Raw genomic sequence first — 16,769 nt, 5'->3', positions numbered from 1 at the left:
ACGACTGGTCCTTTCTGAATATTCATCCCGGGCTTCTCGTAAGGGCGGCCCGGCCGAATTTCGGGCGCACGTATCGAAACGCCAGGAAACTTTTCTGGACGCGAGGTTGCGTGACAGATAAGAGGGGGGTCGAATGATGTCAACGGATTTGGCTGATATAGAAAGGCCACATTCCAGTGTTGATGCCTGTTTCAGGGCAGGATTCAAGAAGTTGAAGCCGGTGGGTTAACTGTGAAGGAATGTTTGATGTTGAACTACAACAGAATCGCCGTGATGGCACTCGCCACGTTCGTCGCCTTCCAGGCGCCGGTGCGGGCACAGGACGGCGCTGACGCCGTCGTTGCCAAGGTCGGCGATGTCGAAATCCACCAGTCGGAACTCGACCTGGCGATCGCCAACCTCGATCCGCAGCTGGCGCAGCTGCCTGACGACCAGAAGAAGGTCGCAGCTCTTTCCGCCGCTATCGACGTGAAGCTGCTCGCCAAGGACGCGGCCGCTGAAAAGCTCGACCAGTCGGCTGAGTTCAAGAAGCGCATGCAGTACCTCGCCGATCGCGAACTGCACAACGCCTACTTCAAGAAGCACGTCGTCGACACCGTGACCGACGCTGAAGTCAAGGCACGCTACGACAAGGAAGTCGCAGCCCTTCCGAAGCAGGAAGAAGTTCACGCCCGCCACATCCTGGTGAAGACGGAAGACGAAGCCAAGGACGTCATCAAGCAGCTCGACGCCGGCAAGAACTTCGCCGACCTCGCCAAGGAAAAGTCCACCGACCCGAACAAGGCTGACGGCGGCGATCTCGGCTATTTCACCAAGGGCCGCATGGTCAAGGAATTCGAAGACGCGGCTTTCGCGCTCGACAAGGGTGCCTACACCAAGACCCCTGTTAAGACCGATTTCGGCTACCACGTCATCCTTGTCGAGGATAAGCGCGACGCCGCTCCTCCGGCTTACGACCAGGTCAAGGATCAGGTTCGTCAGCTCGTCATGCGCGACAAGTATCTTGCGCTTCTCGCCTCCGCCAAGGAAAAGTCCAAGATCGACATCACGGACGAAGCCCTGCGCAAGGGCTATGACGACGCCAACAAGCAGCCGCAGCCGGGCGACGCGCCCGCAGCAGCGCCGGCTCAGCAGTAATAGCATCCATCGAGGGCCCGGTTTTTCCGGGCCCTTCCGTATCCCCTTTCATGCCAGGTCGATGATCATGTCCGGTTCCGTCTCCCCGCTCGCTCCCAAAACCTTCGTGTCCATGCCCGCGCTTCGCGGTGTTCGCATGGCGACCGCCTCGGCGGGGATCAAGTACAAGAACCGTACCGACGTCCTGATGATGGTGTTCGACAAGCCGGCGGCCGTTGCCGGTGTCTTCACCCGTTCCAAGTGCCCGTCGGCCCCCGTCGATTTCTGCCGCGCCAACCTGCCCGGCGGCGTTGCGCGCGCCGTGGTCGTCAATTCCGGCAATGCCAACGCCTTTACCGGCGTGAAGGGCCGTGAAGCGACCGCGCTCACCGCCAAGTCGGCCGCTGCCGCCGTCGGCTGCAGCGAGAGCGAGATCTTCCTCGCCTCCACCGGCGTCATCGGCGAGCCGCTCGACGCCACCAAGTTTTCCGGCGTGCTCGACACGCTCTATTCCGACGCTACCGGCGATTTCTGGTTCGAGGCCGCCAAGGCGATCATGACCACCGACACCTATCCGAAGGTCGCGACCCGCACGGCCGAGATCGGCGGCGTTGCGGTCTCGATCAACGGTATCGCCAAGGGCGCCGGCATGATCGCCCCTGATATGGCGACGATGCTCTCCTTCGTCGTCACCGACGCCGACATCGCGCCGGCAGCGCTGCAGGCGATGCTTTCCGCCGGTGTCGATCCGACCTTCAACTCGATGACCGTCGACAGCGACACCTCGACATCCGACACGCTCATGCTGTTTGCAACGGGTGCGGCCGCCGAAGACGGCCAGGTTCGCGTCGAGACGGCTGACGATCCGCGCCTCTCGTCGTTCCGCGCCGCGCTCAACGATCTCCTCAAGGATCTGGCACTGCAGGTCGTGCGCGACGGCGAAGGCGCCACCAAGATGCTCGAGATCACCGTGACCGGTGCTGAAAGCGATGCCGCCGCCAAGACGATCGCGCTGTCGATCGCCAATTCGCCGCTGGTCAAGACCGCGGCCGCCGGCGAGGACGCCAACTGGGGTCGTATCGTCATGGCCGTCGGCAAATCAGGCGAAATGGCCGATCGCGACCGCCTCGCCATCTGGTTCGGCGACGTGCGCGTTGCCGTCAACGGCGAACGTGACGCCGGCTACTCGGAAGAGGCCGCCTCCAACGTCATGAAAAAGCAGGACATTCCGGTGAAGGTCGAAATCGGCCTCGGAAACGGTACGGCAACGGTCTGGACGTGCGACCTCACAAAGGAGTATGTCGCCATCAACGGTGACTACCGGAGCTGATTTTTCATTGACTGAAGCATTCCCCAAGAAGGCAAATCTGCCGCTCGTGCGCAGGCTGGAAGCCGTCGGTTTCCGGGCCTGGCCCGCCTCGTCGGTTGTTTACGACGGCAGCTGGCAGGTGCGGCTGACGGCGGGGCATCCGTCGAACCGGCTGAACTCGATCGTGCCGCTCGATCCGTCCGACCATCGCGACGTCGAGATCAGGCTGGCCAAGGCGAGCCGCAAGTTCGAGGCCTATGGCCGCCCGGCGGTGCTGCGACAGACGCCGCTGGCCTCGCCCGTGCTGATCGATCTGGTGAAGGCCGAGGGCTGGACGCCGTTCGACGAAACCATCGTCATGACCTGCGATCTCGCCAATGCCGATCTGCCGGACACGCTCGATCACCTGCCGACGCACGACATCAGCCGCTTCGTGGACGCCAATCTGGCGACCGACCAGGTGTCGACGAAGCTGAAGCCGGCACTCGCCGAAGTCATCAACGCGATCAAGCCGCCATCCGGCCTGTTCATGGTGGAAGATCCGGAAACGGGGCCGCTGGCGACCGTGCTCTGCGTGCAGGACAACGATCTGGCCGGCATCATGTCGCTCTCGGTCACGCCGTCGCGTCGCCGCGAGGGGCTCGGGCTCGAGATACTGACGTCCGCTCTGCGTTGGGCGCGGATGCGCAGCGCCCGCTCGGCCTGGCTGCAGGTCAAGACCGGCAATGTGCCTGCGATCACGCTTTACGAGCGCCTCGGCTTCGTCGAGGCCTATCGCTATTCCTACTGGCGGCGGGATCTTTGCCGATGAGCGCGACAAGTGTGAGCGGTACTGGCCACAGCATCCTTCTCGTCGTCGCCTGCGCCCTGATCGATGCGGATGGCCGCATCCTGTTGGCGCAGCGGCCTGAAGGCAAATCGCTCGCCGGTCTCTGGGAGTTTCCCGGCGGCAAGATGGAGCCGGGCGAGACGCCGGAGGAGACGCTGGTGCGCGAACTCCACGAAGAGCTCGGGATCACCACCAAGGTCGCGTGCCTGGCGCCGCTCACCTTTGCGAGCCACACCTACGAGAAATTCCACCTGTTGATGCCGCTTTATGTCTGCCGTCGTTTCGAGGGCATTCCCGTCGGCCGCGAAGGGCAGGCGATCAAGTGGGTGAAGCCGCAGGCGCTGCGCGACTACCCCATGCCACCGGCCGATGAGCCGCTGATCCCCATCCTGCAGGACCTACTTTAGAAATTTCTATTTTATAATTTTTTCTGTGCCAATCTGGCTGTGGATATTAATCGATCGTTTAACAGATTCTGGCAAAGATCGGCCTCAATCAAGCAACTGGCGTGTGTGTAGAAGGCTTGACGCATGGACGACGATTTCTGGAAAGCAGTTCGGGAGAAAGAGCAGGCTTCGGTTTCCTCGCGCAAGACGGGGGCGCTGAACATCGCCTTGCTGTTCGGCACGGCCGTCGTGGCCCTGACGCTGATCCTGACACCGATGCTCGCCGACAAGTCGAAGTCGAGCGTCTTCGCCAGCGCGCCGTCTGAATTCGATTCCATCACGACGGGTTCGATCCCGAAGAGCGAGAACGGCCCGAAGAGCGAAAACGGCAAGCGCTATACGATCCGTCGCAGCATTCTGCAGGATACGCCGGGCTCCGTCTGCGTGGTGCAGGGCTATGGAAGCGGTGTTGGCTGCTGAGGGCTCGAGGCCTGAGGCAACGCAAGGAAATCGACTGTGATGTCGAGCGACGAGGGACGAATGACGAGACTTCTGAAAGCATTTGTCGCCGATCGCAACGGCGCTACCGCCATCGAATACGGCCTCATCGCCGCCCTGATCGCCACCGCGCTTATCACCGGCGTCGGCGCGCTCAGCGGACAGTTGAATAACGTCTTCACCATCATCGCAAGCAAGATACCGTCGCTCACCTGAGCGAGGTTAGAGCGAAAAGCTCTATTGCTTGAGCTTGTGCTCCTCGACCTTCAGCGCGTCGGCGAGCCTGACCTTCGCCGAGCCCGGCCGCAGCGGCTTCTGCTGGCTCTCATGCGGCGCCCATCCCGAGACATAGATGATCGAGAAGGTGGCCCGGATACGGCCATCCGGATCGGAATAGCGTTCCGCGTATAGCTCGGCGGCGCGCATGAAGAAGGCGCGCGTCAAAGGCTTGCTGCTGCGCTCGGCAAGCGGGTTGGTCATGCCCATGGCGCGCAGGTCGCGCATTAGCGGAAAGATGGAATCGTAGCGGACCGTATAGGTCTCGGCATCGATGACCGGCAGCGCGAAACCGGCGCGCTGCATCAGGCCGCCGACATCGCGGACATCGGCGAAGGGAATGACGCGTGGGCTTGCGCCGCCGGTCATCTCGATCTCGGTGGCGAGCAGGACCTCGCGCAGTTCCTGCAGCGTGCCGGAGCCTGGAATGGCGGCGAGGAACAGACCGTCTGGGCGCAGCGCGCGGCGGATCTGGATGAAGACGCCCGGTGTGTCGTTGGTCAGGTGCAGGCTCAAGGGCGCGATCACCAGATTGGCCGATTGCGGCTCCAGCGGAACCATCTCCAGCGGCGCCTCGATGAAGTCATCGTCGGACGTGGCGTAGGCCTGTTCGCTTTCGACGCGGGTGAGGCTGCCGATCTTGCCGGTCGCCTTGGCGGCGCGGGCGGCCGATCCGGTCGCGCCATGCAGTTCGACGGCATGTTCGAAGGTGCGCTCGACGACGGCGAGGCGTTCGCCCAGTTCGTCGGCTGCGATGTCGAGCAGGAAGGCGGCCTTCGGATCGTTGTTGCGAAGCGCGCGATGCCGGTTCGCCGCGATCCTTGTCGTATCGAAGATGATGTCCATGCCGACGTCAATAATCCTGCCGGGCCGGGGCGGCAAGGCGATTTTCCTGTTGCGCGAAATGCGTTATCGTTTCGCCATGGGGTTGCGCGGGTGGCGAGGTTTGGCGGGAATCGACCGGGCGCTGGGGCGTCCGCTCTCGGCTATGGTCGACATGATCTATCCACCCGCCTGCGCTGTCTGTGGCGTGTCGACGGGACAGCATCGCGGCGTCTGCCCAAAATGCTGGTCGGCGCTGCGCTTCATCGAGCGACCCTATTGCGAGGTTCTCGGCATTCCCTTTTCGCATGATCTCGGCCCGGGGATATTGAGCGCCGCGGCCATCGCCGACCCGCCGCCTTTCGATCGCCTGCGCACGGCGGCCTTTCACGATGAGGCGGTGCGCAATCTCGTACACGGGCTGAAATATCGCGACCGCACCGATCTGGCGCCGATGATGGCGGCGTGGATGCTCCGGGCATCCGATGGCGCCGTCGAGCGCTGCGACGCGATCCTGCCGGTGCCGCTGCATCGCACCCGCATCCTGTCGCGCCGGTTCAACCAGGCGGCGGAGCTCGCGCGCCACATGGCGAAACAGGCAGAGCGCCCGCTGCTGTCCGCGACGCTGCTGCGCGTTCGCCGCACGCGCCAGCAGGTGGGCCTCGGTGCTAAAGCGCGGCAGGAGAATGTGCGCGGCGCCTTTGCGATCGCTAAGGGGCGTGAGGGTGACGTGTTCGGAAAACGGCTGGTGCTGGTCGACGATGTCTATACGACGGGCGCGACGGTAGCGGCCGCTGCCAGGGTGCTGCGCCGCGCGGGTGCCGCCGATATCACGGTTTTGACCTTTGCAAGGGCTATCCGAAACTATATGACAGGGAGATTACTGCCTTGTCTGGAGTTACGATGGTACCGGTTACGATCTATACGCGCGATGGCTGCGGCTTTTGCGTTCGCGCCAAGTCTCTTCTTTCCGAGAAGGGTGTCGATTTCGTCGAGCACAATGCGACGTCCACGCCGGCCTTCCGCGCCGAGATGATCGCGCGCGCCAATGGCGGCTCGACTTTCCCGCAGATTTTCATAGGCGACAAGCATGTCGGCGGGTGCGATGATCTTTATGCGCTGGAGCGTGCGGGCAAGCTCGACCCGCTGCTGGCCGCTTAGGACAAGCCGATGACCTTCAAGGCCGCCGCCATTCAGATGTGTTCGGGTATCGATCCGCAGCGCAACGCGGCCGCCATGGCGCGTTTGGTGCGCGAGGCGGCCGCCTCGGGCGCCACCTATGTGCAGACGCCGGAGATGACCGGGATGCTGCAGCGCGACCGCGCCGCCGGCAAAGTGCACCTGCGCGACGAGGCCAACGACATCATCGTTCGCACCGCGCGCGAACTCGCCGGCGAACTGCAGATTTACGTGCATGTCGGCTCGACGGCGATCGCGCTCGATGACGGCAAGCTTGCCAATCGCGGCTATCTCTTCGGTCCCGATGGCAAGATTCTCAACCGCTACGACAAGATCCACATGTTCGATGTCGATCTCGACAATGGCGAGAGCTGGCGCGAGAGCGCCGCCTACCGGCCGGGGCAGGAGGCGCGCGTCGTGTCGCTGCCGTTTGCCGAGATGGGCTTTGCGATCTGCTACGACGTTCGCTTCCCGGCGCTGTTTCGCGCCCAGGCGGTTGCCGGGGCGCAGGTTATGACGGTGCCCGCCGCCTTTACCCGCCAGACCGGCGAGGCGCATTGGGAAATCCTGCTGCGGGCGCGTGCCATCGAGAACGGCATGTTCGTGATCGCCGCCGCGCAAGCCGGCGTGCATGAGGATGGGCGCGAGACCTTCGGGCATTCGATGATCATCGATCCCTGGGGCAAAATCCTGGCGTCGGCTGGTGGCACCGGCGAGGCGATCGTGATCGCCGAGATCGATCCTGCCGCAGTGAAGGCCGCGCGCGACAAGATCCCGAATTTGAAGAATGCCCGCGAGTTCTCGATCGAGACAGTTGGCGGCGATGTGTCCGGAGGCGTGGCCGCTTGATCCGTTATTCGCTGCGTTGTGACAATGCCCATGAGTTCGAAGGCTGGTTTTCCGAAAGCGCCGATTTCGACCGCCAGGTCGCGTCCGGTTTTCTCACTTGTCCGACCTGCAATTCAGCCGCCGTCTCCAAGGTGCTGATGGCGCCGTCGGTCTCGACCGCGCGCAAGAAGGACCAGATGCAGACGGTCGCCATGGATGCCGTGCGCCGCGAGGCGTTCCAGAAGCTGAAAGAGGCGGTGACCGCGATCAAGGCCAACTCCGAGGATGTCGGCGAACGCTTCCCGGAGGAGGCGCGCAAGATCCATTACGGCGACGCCGATGCGCGCGGGATCATCGGCCAGACGACGCCGGATGAGGCGCAGGCGCTTATCGACGAGGGCATCGAGATCGCAGCGCTTCCCGTGCTTCCCGACGACGTGCACTAGAATGACTATAGAAGCGCGCCTTGCGATCTATAACTTCGGTTTGCACGTGGCGCCCTTCGAGAGCGACGCCGTCGAGGGCTTTCGCTTGCGTGAACCGGCCAATTTCGAGGCCGCGCGACGCGCTTGCGGCTTTGTCGGCCGCTCCGGCTATGCCGGCGAGCCGGGCGCGCGAAGCTGGGGGCCGCAGGTCTTTCCGCGTTTCATCGAGGGTAGCGGTTTCGATAGCGCGCCATCCTCCCTGTCGCTCTGGGCCGATATCGAATCGCTGATGGCGTTCAGCTATGACGGCGTGCATGCCGATGCGCTGAAGCATGCGCGCAACTGGAACGTCAAACCGTCATGGCCGCCGCTCGTTCTCTGGTGGGTCGGGCCGCATCATCGGCCTGATTGGGCCGAGGCCGTCGACCGCTTCGAACATCTGGCCGATCACGGGCCGAGCGCCCGGGCCTTCACGTTCAAGATGCCGTTCGGGCCTGATGGGGCGGCGATCGAGATCGATCGCGGCCGGGTCAAGGAACTGGCGGCGCGCAACGCCGAGACGCAAGCCGATCTGCTTGCGCATGTCAGGACCTTGAAGGTCTAGGCGAAATGCCGGCGGGTGCTCTTATGCCCCACGCTTGGCGAGCAGCATGTAGTTCACGTCCATATCCCGCGACAGGTTCCACTGGTTGGACAGCGGATTGAAGAACACGCCGGTGCGGTCGATGATCGTGAGGCCATCCGCAGTCACCGGCTTTTCGATCTCTTCCGGGCGCACCAGCTTCTCATACTGGTGGGTGCCGCGCGGCAGCCAGCGCAGGACGTTTTCGGCGGCGAAGATGGCGAGCGCCGCGGCCTTCATCGTGCGGTTGATGGTGGCGACGAACATCAGGCCCCCGGGGCGGACCATTTTCGCGCAGGTGGTCATGAAGAAATCGACGTCGGCGACGTGTTCCACCACTTCCATGTTCAAGACGATGTCGAAGGTCTCGCCGGCTTCGGCCAGCTGCTCTGCCGTCACCGCGCGGTAATCGACCGGCACGCCTGAGGCCTTCGCATGGGTCGAGGCGATGCCGATGTTCTTTTCGGACGGGTCGGCACCGATGACGGTTGCGCCCATGCGGGCGACCGGCTCCGACAGCAGGCCGCCGCCGCAGCCGATATCGAGCACCCGCAGGCCTTCCAGCGGGCGGGCCGAGCGGGGATCGCGGCCGAAATTCTCGGCTGCCTTGTCCCTGATATAGGCGAGGCGAACGGGGTTGAACTTGTGCAGCGGCTTGAACTTGCCGGTCGGGCTCCACCACTCGGCGGCCATGGCCGAGAAGCGGTCCACTTCGCTCTGGTCGATGGTGCTCTTCGCCGCTTCCGTCATGGTCATGCTCCTTGATTGCTCAGAAGTGAAGTCGGACGAACGGTGCGCGAAGTCAAGAGCCGGCGATAGTGTCGCGTGGTCGCGGTAGTGCCCGGCTTTGGTGCTTGGCTACTACAAGTGGATAAGGCGACATCCATCAACACATTGTGATATACTTAATATATTGTTGAGGGTAAGGGCGATGTTGCGTGTGCGTAATGCATTGGCCGCCATGCTCGGCCTGTCCATGTGTTTTCCGTTGTGTTTCCCGTTTCCGGCGTACGCGGAGGTTGCGGTCGGCGAGGCGACTCTCATCAAGACAGAGGTGGCTGGGGAAAACGGGCCTCTGGTGGTCAAGGACCCTGTTCATCGCGACGAACGCATCCGCACCTCGATCGGCGGGCTTGGTCAATTCGTCTTCCGGGATGGTACTAAGCTTGCCGTCGGCGCCGGCTCGTCGGTGGTGATCGACAGCTACGTCTATGACGATGCCAATTCGGTCAAGAAGCTGACGATCAAGGCGGCGAAGGGCACGTTTCGCTGGATCAGCGGCAACTCCTCCTCATCGGCCTATTCGATCGTGACGCCGGCGGGAACGATCGGCGTGCGCGGCACGGCGTTCGATGTCTATGTCGCGCCCAATGGCACGACGGCGATGGTGCTTCTCAACGGTTCGGCGCAATTTTGCGGTGCCGGTGGATGCAAGCAGCTGCGCGAGCAGTGCGACTGCGTGATCGCATCACGCGGCGGCGGGGTGTCGGATCCGCGCAAGGTCGATGAGACGACATTGCGGACGCTGCGAAACAATAAGGCGCTGCCGTTCCTCTCGGGAAACCAGCAACTGTCGGGGCCGCTCGGCAACATCCGCACCAGCTGCGGCCTGCGCAGCATCCGCGCCGAGCGTCAGGACCGGCCGCAAGAGAGCACGCCGGTGCCGACGCTGTTTCCACCGCAGGAGCAGGCCCCGCCGAAGGCACCGGATCGGCCGCAAAAGCCGGATAAACCGCATAAGCCGGACAAGCCGCATCATCATCGCCCCGACAAGCATCACCATGACAGGGACGACGACGATCATCACCACCATGACCGCGATGGGCATCACGACCGGGGCAACGACGGCGGTGGCTGGGGGCAGCGCAGCGGGAATCACGACGGTCGAGATGGGCATGGACCGCGCGATGGTTGGGGCAACCGGCACAAGGGGGCGCGCGATCGTGGTGGCGACGACCACGGTGCGCGGGATCATGCCGATCGAGATCGCGGAACTCGGGACAATGGCGGCCGGGATCGTGGCCGATCCGATGGCGGCAATGGCGAGCGCAATGGGCACGGCGGGCATCACGACGGGCCGCAGGGCGGTGCTTCGCCGGCGAATGGTGGTCAGGCGCAGGCCGGCGGAGCAGGGTCCGCTGCGGGCGATGGCGTCGGGGCTGGCGATGGCGCCGGCTCGGGCGGGCATCGCGGCGGCTGGCATGGCCGCAATGGCGACCAGAATGGTGGCTGGCAGGGCGGAGGCGGTCGCCATATGCGCGACCGCGGCGGCGATGGCGGTGGCGGTGGCGATGTCGGTAACGGCGACTAGGCCGAGTTCATCCTGACAATTGCGAACTTCACGACGCCTGCTCCGATAGCGGGGCGGGGTCTTCGGTCGGTGTTTCCCTGAAATGATCGGCGCGGCGGGCGAGGCGACGGTAGAATTCCGGCAGTGTCGCCGGGTAGGGCTGCGCCCGCTGCCGGACCCTTGCCAGTAGCTTGCGGCTGTCCGTTGAGCGGGTCGCGAAGGCTTCGACCAGGGCTTGATGCGCGGTCTCGAGCAGGGCGAAGGTTGCCGAGAGGCCGACGGTCTCGTCGCCCAGCGTGGCGTAGAGGCGGGTGCGGGTGCTCTTGCCCTTGAGGCCGAGCGAGCCGGCGTCGAGCAGGGCGAAGTGCGGCAGGGCAGCGGCGGTGGTCTCTGAAACCAGGATATCGAAGCCGACTTCCTTGCAGCAGCCCTCGATGCGGGCCGAGACATTCACGGCGTCGCCGACGGCGGAGTAGTTGAAGCGGCTTTCGGCGCCCATGTTGCCGACGCAGGCAAGCCCCGTGTGGATGCCAATGCCGATGCCCACCTTGTACTCATCGCCGAAGCCGAAGGCGTCGGTCGCGTTCAGCGTCGCCAGCGTCTCGCGCATGGCAAGGGCGGCGCGCACGGCCTTGGCGGGGTGGTCGGCGACATCGACCGGCGCGTTCCAGAAGGCCATGATGGAATCGCCGATGAACTTGTCGAGCGTGCCTTCATTGGCCACCACATGGCGGCTCAGCGCATCGAGCAGCGTGTTGAGGAAGCGGACGACCTCGGCCGGCTGCAGGCGCTCGCTCAGCGTCGTGAACCCCCTGACGTCGACGAACATGACCGTCAGCTCGCGATCGTCGCCGCCCAAGCGCAGCGCGTCCGGATTATGCTCGATGCGGTGGAGCAGCGAGGGGGAGAGATATTGCCCGAACGCCTTGCGTACCTCGCGCCGCTCGCGGTCGATGACCAGAATGCGGAATGAGGTGGCGGCGAAGTGGATGATCGAGGCGGCGACGATCGGGGCGAGCGGATCGAACAGCAGCCCCCAGCGCGAAAAGGCGAACCAGGAGCTCGCGAAGGCGAGCGCGGTGACAATCAGGCCCCAGGCGAGGCCGACGGCGGGGCTGACGAAAGTGGTGACGATGACGAGGCAGGTGCCGAGCACCGCGATCAGCAGGATCTCCATGCCATCGGCCCAATCCGGCCGGGAGAGGAAGTGGCCAGACAGGATCTGCTCGACGGTCTGCGCGTGAATGGAGACGCCGGGCACGTTTTCGCCGAGTGCTGTGGTGCGGATATCCTGCAGGCCGGCGGACGAGGTGCCGACGAAGAGGATGCTGCCCTGCACGGCCGCGGCGACATCCGGCGCGGGGCCGTCGGGCGCCAGCACCTTGCCGGCTGAGATATAGCGATCAGCGATATCGGGGCTGGTGTAGAGCCAGAGCTCGCCGGATGAGGTGACTGGCACCACGAAATCGCCGACCTTGATCGAGGTCAGCGTGTCGGGGATATCGGGGGCGGCCGCGACGATATAGGTCGAGGCGCCCTGGGCGACGCGCAGCGCTTCCAGCGCGAGGTTGGGATAGAGTTGCGCGCCGTCGCTGAGCAGCAGCGGCACGCGGCGGACGGTGGCGGAATAGGTGCCGGGGTTGAGGCTGATATGGCCGAGGCCGGTGGCGTTGATCTGCAATTGCGGGCGCACCGGCGTTGCCGCCGTCATGCGCGGCGGGGCGTTGAACGGGCTCTCGCCGGTGAAGGCGAAGCCCGCTTTCACCGGCGGCTTGTAGCTGCCGTCCATGGAGAGGCCGAAGCCGAGGACCACGGGCTTGTCGGCGATGGCTTGCGCGAAAAGCTGGTCGTTATCGGGTAGCCGGCTAAGAAGTGTCGGATCAATGCCGGCGACATCGCGCATGATGGAGCGCGGCGACAGGCGGTCGGCCTCGGCGAACAGCACGTCGAAGGCGATCGCCGCCGCGCCCATGTCGGACAGGCGCTGCACCAGAAGCGCCAGCCGGTCGCGCGGCCATGGCCACTGGCCGAATTCCCTGAGCGACGCCTCGTCAATATCGATGACCCGGACCGGGGTGTTCTCGAACTTGCGCGGGGTGATGCGCTGGTATTCGTCGAAGGTGATGTCGCGGATCTGGCGCAGGAGAGGCGGGTCGGTGGCGCGCAGCAGCGTGAAGCTCGCGACGAGCGCAAGGCCGAGAACCACGCCGATTTTCTGCATGCGTGTCATGATCGGCCGGCCCCCGCGCCTGCAACCGCTTCACACTCTTGCGCGACATGCTCTAGGCTGCCCGTTTCCTAGGCCTGACGCAACTGCGTCTTTCGGGCGTTCGGCGTTGCTAGAGTTCAGTGCATGTCAGTTCGACCGCGCCGGAGTTGTTCCAGTACATCCATGGAATGTCATTGGCGCAGCAGTAGAGGACGCCGTTTTTCGGCGCTGTCCACGACGGATGGGACACGCCGATCAGAAACGCCGTATCCGTGTCCTGATCGATTGACCCGATCAGGGCGAACCACTGCGCTTTGGGCATGACTCTCAATCCTGCAAACGGTCTCAGCCAAGCCCGGTCATAGCCGTTCGCGTCCTCATCGATCTTCCAATCCTGCCATCGGCCCGACGCCGTGAAGGCGTAGGTCGCGCCTTGCCTGATGGCGCAGACGCGTGTCCAGCGTTCTCTGGCCGGTATGGATTTCGTTATTGTGAATGGCATGATGACATCTCCCCACGATGCGCAGCCGCAAGCGGGAAGATTAGTTGCATTTTACAGTGTTGCAACAAATAATTGTGACGGCATTCAACTCGCCATCATTACGCGACACTCAGCCCTGCGGCATCGCGTCGTTCTTGCTTGAGGCAGCATGTGCTTCGAGTATTGCCGCCGCGATCACCTTGCGCAGTTCGTAGACCAGCGATCTGGAGCGCTTGCGATCCAGGTCCTGCGCCGCCTTCGCAAGGTTAAGTCCCTCGTTCAACACAATGTGATGGGCGCGGGCCAGTGCCCAGGTTTCGATATCAAGATTTCCCATTCGGAATCTCCGCCAAATCATTCAGCATCAAAGACATTCGCGAATCAATCTACGCCGCATACTTACGATTGAAGAAGAATCACAGTTACCTATGCTTGGAAATATACGCGACACCCGAATTTTAGTGGTGTGACAAAATTGTTGCGCCGTGGCAGCGGGTGTGCCGCGCCACGGTTGTGCCTATGCCCGATCGATATCAGTGCAGGTTGATCGCTGTCGGATCGTCAGTCGTTGGCGGCCATCATCCGGTTGCTGGGGCGTCCCGAGGACCAGCGCATCCATTGATCGGGGCTGCCGTTGAAGACGTTGAGGTCGATCCTGCCTTCTACGCCATGTGACAGGCCCGAGCCGGAATACTGCCAGAAGAGCCACTTGCGACCGGGATAGCGCTTGGACGGATGGGCGGCGACGGAGCGCAGCCAGAAGGGATAGTTCTGGAAGGCGCCCTGCAGGTTGTCGGCATAGAAGTCTGGCGCCGTGTAGATCACCGGACGCTTGCCGTAATAGCGCTCGAGCTTGTCCATGAAGACCTGCATTTTCTCGAGCACGTTTTCGGTCGAGGGGCGACGCTTGCAGGCGGATTCGCCGTTCCATTCAACGTCGATGACAGGCGGGAGCGCATCGGGATCGCGCGGCACGTTGCGGATGAACCAGTCGGCCTGTTCGCCGGCGGTGCGGCACCAGTAGAAGAAGTGATAGGCGCCGCGCTTCAGGCCGGCTTCCTTGGCCTTGCGCCAGTTGGTGCGGAACATCGGGTCGAGGTGGTCGCCGCCGTCTGTCGCCTTGATGTAGGCGAAGTTGGCGCCCTGGGTGCGCAGTCGCGGCCAGTCGATATCGCCCTGCCAGCGTGAGACGTCGACGCCGTGAACGGCGAGCTTGTGCGGCGATGAGCGGCCGAAGTTGATCGGCTTGGCGTCGCGGAACTGGCGGCTGTAGAGTTTGCTGCGCGTGCGCGGCTGCGCCGTCTCTTCCATATCGGGAAGATCGGGGCGCTCCATGATCGGGGCGACAACCGGCGTGACAACGGGCGGGCGGGCCGGCGGCGTCATCATCGCGACCTCCGTAGCTGCCATCGGGCGCTCGGCGGGAAGCGGTGCGCCGACGGCGCGGTCGGCGGACTCGAAAGCCTTCGATTCCGGGATCGGGCCGGCCCATGCCAGCACTTCCTGATGCGGAGCGGCCTGCTGGCCGGCGGCGATATCGGCCGAGGGAACGGGTGCTGATGGAACGGCGGCGGGCGGTGCCACCGAGCTTGTCGTTTCGCGTGAGGGAGCGGCTGATGCTAAGACGTCGGGGCCGGACGTCGACGTGCAACCCGCAAGGGTCAGACAGGCAAGGAAGATTGCTGGCACAGCCGAAAAACGCATTGGGAACCCGTTACTCATTACAGGCCGGACGCCGAACTCAGGTGGCGCCAGGAACATCAAAGGGTATTGCTAACGGGAAATTACCAAAAAAAGCTGAATCTAATCTTTACGCCGAAAAATGTGCGGGGACGGGGCAGCGCGCTTTGGTGGCCCAGCGCCTCGCGGGATTGTCATAGTCATGTCACATGTGGTTCGGCGCTGCCTCGCGCGGCCTGCAAATTACACGCGCAATTGAGGCCGTCATTCTCCTTTCTCCACCTTGCCACCCCCTCACAAACTCGTTAAGAGACGCCGCAACTTGGGCCCTTGGGCGCAGGGCTTTAGAAGGGTTCCAGAACCTCCCAATTCCGGCTCTTCGGCCCGTGGCTTCCAAGGCTTCGTCGTGCCGGGTCTGGCGTTCGTCTCTCCCGGCGGTTTGCTGTGGTAGAGGCTTATGGCACGCATCGTAATGAAGTTCGGCGGAACATCCGTCGCTGATCTGGACCGTATCAAGAACGTTGCCCGCCACGTCAAACGCGAGGTCGATGCCGGTCATGAAGTGGCCGTCGTCGTTTCCGCCATGTCGGGCAAGACAAACGAACTGGTCGGCTGGGTGCAGAACACGCCGAAGGTCGTCGGCGCAAGCTCGCCTTTCTATGATGCCCGCGAATATGACGCCATCGTCGCCTCCGGCGAGCAGGTCACATCCGGTCTTCTGGCGATCGCGCTGCAGGCCATGGACGTCAACGCCCGCTCCTGGCAGGGCTGGCAGATCCCGATCCGCACCGACAACGCGCATGGCGCCGCCCGTATCCTCGAGATCGACGGCTCGGAAATGATCAAGCGCATGGGCGAGGGCCAGGTGGCCGTCGTCGCCGGCTTCCAGGGTCTCGGCCCCGACAACCGCATCGCGACGCTCGGCCGTGGCGGCTCGGATACGTCGGCGGTCGCAATCGCCGCTGCGGTCAAGGCTGACCGTTGCGACATCTATACCGACGTCGACGGCGTCTACACGACCGATCCGCGCATCGTGCCGCAGGCGCGCCGCCTGAAGAAGATCGCCTTCGAGGAAATGCTCGAAATGGCATCGCTCGGCGCCAAGGTTCTGCAGGTTCGCTCCGTCGAGCTTGCCATGGTGCACAAGGTGCGCACCTTCGTGCGTTCGTCTTTTGAAGATCCCGATGCTCCGGGCATGGGTGATTTCTTGAATCCGCCCGGAACGCTGATTTGTGACGAGGAAGAAATCGTGGAACAGGAAGTAGTCACCGGCATCGCCTATGCCAAGGATGAAGCGCAGATCTCGCTTCGCCGTCTCGCCGACCGTCCGGGCGTCTCCGCCGCGATCTTCGGACCGCTGGCCGAGAACCACATCAATGTCGACATGATCGTCCAGAACATCTCGGAAGATGGCTCGAAGACCGACATGACCTTCACCGTGCCGTCGGGCGACGTGGACAAGGCCATCAAGGTGCTCGGCGAGCACAAGGACACGATCGGTTACGACGTCGTGCAGAACGAATCGGGCCTGGTGAAGGTGTCGGTCATCGGCATCGGCATGCGCAGCCACGCCGGCGTCGCGGCGACCGCTTTCAAGGCACTTGCCGATAAAGGCATCAACATCAAGGCGATCACCACCTCGGAAATCAAGATTTCCATCCTGATTGATGGTCCTTATGCGGAACTCGCTGTCAGGACTTTGCATTCCTGCTACGGTCTGGATAAGAATTGATTCCCAGCAGGGCCGCCGCGCGTACAAGTTGATTAGTGGCGCGGCGATCTGCCGGGCCACTTTGCCTTCTGTTTTTGGAGCTTGAGA

Annotated in this window: 17 protein-coding genes and 2 pseudogenes; 13 read left to right on the top strand and 6 right to left on the bottom strand. The window is 63.5% G+C overall.

The genetic code is table 11. From position 1 onward, the window contains the following. The first annotated feature begins 246 nt into the window (after nucleotides 1–246). The 6 genes from ACODTZ_RS25640 (at nucleotide 247) to ACODTZ_RS25615 (ending at nucleotide 4,354) form a co-directional block, all read left to right on the top strand. Complete coding sequence (locus ACODTZ_RS25640) at nucleotides 247–1,137, top strand: peptidylprolyl isomerase (RefSeq protein ID WP_111564836.1); 891 nt, start codon at nucleotides 247–249, stop codon at nucleotides 1,135–1,137. 67 nt (nucleotides 1,138–1,204) lie between these two features. Next, nucleotides 1,205–2,446, top strand: a complete 1,242-nt coding sequence (gene argJ / locus ACODTZ_RS25635; RefSeq protein WP_209234351.1) for a bifunctional glutamate N-acetyltransferase/amino-acid acetyltransferase ArgJ — start codon at nucleotides 1,205–1,207, stop codon at nucleotides 2,444–2,446. Next, a complete protein-coding gene (locus ACODTZ_RS25630; protein ID WP_489029134.1) occupies nucleotides 2,415–3,236 on the top strand; it encodes a GNAT family N-acetyltransferase in 822 nt (273 codons plus the stop codon). Before argJ ends, ACODTZ_RS25630 begins: the two co-directional genes overlap by 32 nt. Next, the gene (gene mutT / locus ACODTZ_RS25625; RefSeq protein ID WP_489029132.1) at nucleotides 3,233–3,661 is read left to right on the top strand and encodes an 8-oxo-dGTP diphosphatase MutT; all 429 of its coding nucleotides are present in this window, start codon (nucleotides 3,233–3,235) and stop codon (nucleotides 3,659–3,661) included. The genes ACODTZ_RS25630 and mutT overlap by 4 nt, the downstream gene beginning before the upstream one ends. 123 nt (nucleotides 3,662–3,784) lie before the next feature. Further along, a complete protein-coding gene (locus ACODTZ_RS25620; protein WP_111564838.1) occupies nucleotides 3,785–4,120 on the top strand; it encodes a hypothetical protein in 336 nt (111 codons plus the stop codon). A 60-nt stretch (nucleotides 4,121–4,180) separates the two neighbouring features. Next, nucleotides 4,181–4,354, top strand: coding sequence for a Flp family type IVb pilin (locus ACODTZ_RS25615; protein ID WP_052214040.1), 174 nt, complete (start codon nucleotides 4,181–4,183; stop codon nucleotides 4,352–4,354). A 21-nt stretch (nucleotides 4,355–4,375) separates the two neighbouring features. Here the strand turns inward: ACODTZ_RS25615 and ACODTZ_RS25610 are convergent, their stop codons facing one another. Continuing rightward, nucleotides 4,376–5,260 (bottom strand): methyltransferase domain-containing protein, encoded by an 885-nt coding sequence (locus tag ACODTZ_RS25610; protein ID WP_489029129.1) that lies wholly within the window; start codon nucleotides 5,258–5,260, stop codon nucleotides 4,376–4,378. Between the two features lie 76 nt (nucleotides 5,261–5,336). Here ACODTZ_RS25610 and ACODTZ_RS25605 point away from each other — a divergent pair. The 5 genes and pseudogenes from ACODTZ_RS25605 to ACODTZ_RS25585 form a co-directional block, all read left to right on the top strand. Further along, nucleotides 5,337–6,095, top strand: a pseudogene (locus ACODTZ_RS25605) (ComF family protein); the annotation flags it as partial. A 44-nt stretch (nucleotides 6,096–6,139) separates the two neighbouring features. Next, nucleotides 6,140–6,397 carry a glutaredoxin 3 gene (gene grxC / locus ACODTZ_RS25600; protein WP_047508583.1) on the top strand — a complete coding sequence of 86 codons (258 nt, stop codon included), beginning with the start codon at nucleotides 6,140–6,142 and terminating at the stop codon, nucleotides 6,395–6,397. A gap of 9 nt (nucleotides 6,398–6,406) precedes the next feature. Then, entirely contained in the window at nucleotides 6,407–7,264 is an 858-nt protein-coding gene (locus tag ACODTZ_RS25595) for a carbon-nitrogen hydrolase family protein (protein WP_489029127.1), read from the top strand. Then, the gene (locus ACODTZ_RS25590; protein WP_489029125.1) at nucleotides 7,261–7,689 is read left to right on the top strand and encodes a DUF1178 family protein; all 429 of its coding nucleotides are present in this window, start codon (nucleotides 7,261–7,263) and stop codon (nucleotides 7,687–7,689) included. The genes ACODTZ_RS25595 and ACODTZ_RS25590 overlap by 4 nt, the downstream gene beginning before the upstream one ends. Before the next feature lies 1 nt (nucleotide 7,690). Continuing rightward, entirely contained in the window at nucleotides 7,691–8,272 is a 582-nt protein-coding gene (locus tag ACODTZ_RS25585) for a DUF3291 domain-containing protein (RefSeq protein ID WP_489029123.1), read from the top strand. Between the two features lie 21 nt (nucleotides 8,273–8,293). Here ACODTZ_RS25585 and ubiG read toward each other — a convergent pair whose 3' ends face one another. Continuing rightward, nucleotides 8,294–9,040 carry a bifunctional 2-polyprenyl-6-hydroxyphenol methylase/3-demethylubiquinol 3-O-methyltransferase UbiG gene (gene ubiG, locus ACODTZ_RS25580; protein ID WP_112943775.1) on the bottom strand — a complete coding sequence of 249 codons (747 nt, stop codon included), beginning with the start codon at nucleotides 9,038–9,040 and terminating at the stop codon, nucleotides 8,294–8,296. 211 nt (nucleotides 9,041–9,251) lie between these two features. Between ubiG and ACODTZ_RS25575 the strand changes: the two are divergent. After that, nucleotides 9,252–10,304: pseudogene (locus ACODTZ_RS25575) on the top strand (FecR family protein); the annotation flags it as partial. Nucleotides 10,305–10,629: 325 nt separating this feature from the next. On the opposite strand, the gene ACODTZ_RS25570 reads toward ACODTZ_RS25575, so the two are convergent. The 4 genes from ACODTZ_RS25570 to ACODTZ_RS25555 form a co-directional block, all read right to left on the bottom strand. After that, entirely contained in the window at nucleotides 10,630–12,810 is a 2,181-nt protein-coding gene (locus ACODTZ_RS25570; protein WP_489029121.1) for a CHASE2 domain-containing protein, read from the bottom strand. A 109-nt stretch (nucleotides 12,811–12,919) separates the two neighbouring features. Further along, on the bottom strand, nucleotides 12,920–13,291 hold the full coding sequence (locus ACODTZ_RS25565; RefSeq protein ID WP_489029119.1) for a hypothetical protein: 372 nt from the start codon (nucleotides 13,289–13,291) through the stop codon (nucleotides 12,920–12,922). A gap of 109 nt (nucleotides 13,292–13,400) precedes the next feature. Next, nucleotides 13,401–13,607: a hypothetical protein gene (locus tag ACODTZ_RS25560; RefSeq protein ID WP_018901542.1), complete on the bottom strand. Its 207-nt coding sequence runs from the start codon at nucleotides 13,605–13,607 to the stop codon at nucleotides 13,401–13,403. Nucleotides 13,608–13,831: 224 nt separating this feature from the next. After that, entirely contained in the window at nucleotides 13,832–14,974 is a 1,143-nt protein-coding gene (locus ACODTZ_RS25555) for a glycoside hydrolase family 25 protein (protein ID WP_489029117.1), read from the bottom strand. A gap of 433 nt (nucleotides 14,975–15,407) precedes the next feature. Between ACODTZ_RS25555 and ACODTZ_RS25550 the strand changes: the two genes are divergently transcribed. Then, nucleotides 15,408–16,682: an aspartate kinase gene (locus ACODTZ_RS25550; RefSeq protein ID WP_026283559.1), complete on the top strand. Its 1,275-nt coding sequence runs from the start codon at nucleotides 15,408–15,410 to the stop codon at nucleotides 16,680–16,682. Nucleotides 16,683–16,769 lie beyond the last annotated feature (87 nt).

The organism is Rhizobium sp. FG113, from assembly GCF_057809895.1.
The sequence above is the reverse complement of the archived record's forward strand: the minus strand, read 5'-3'. Positions and strand labels throughout refer to the sequence as shown.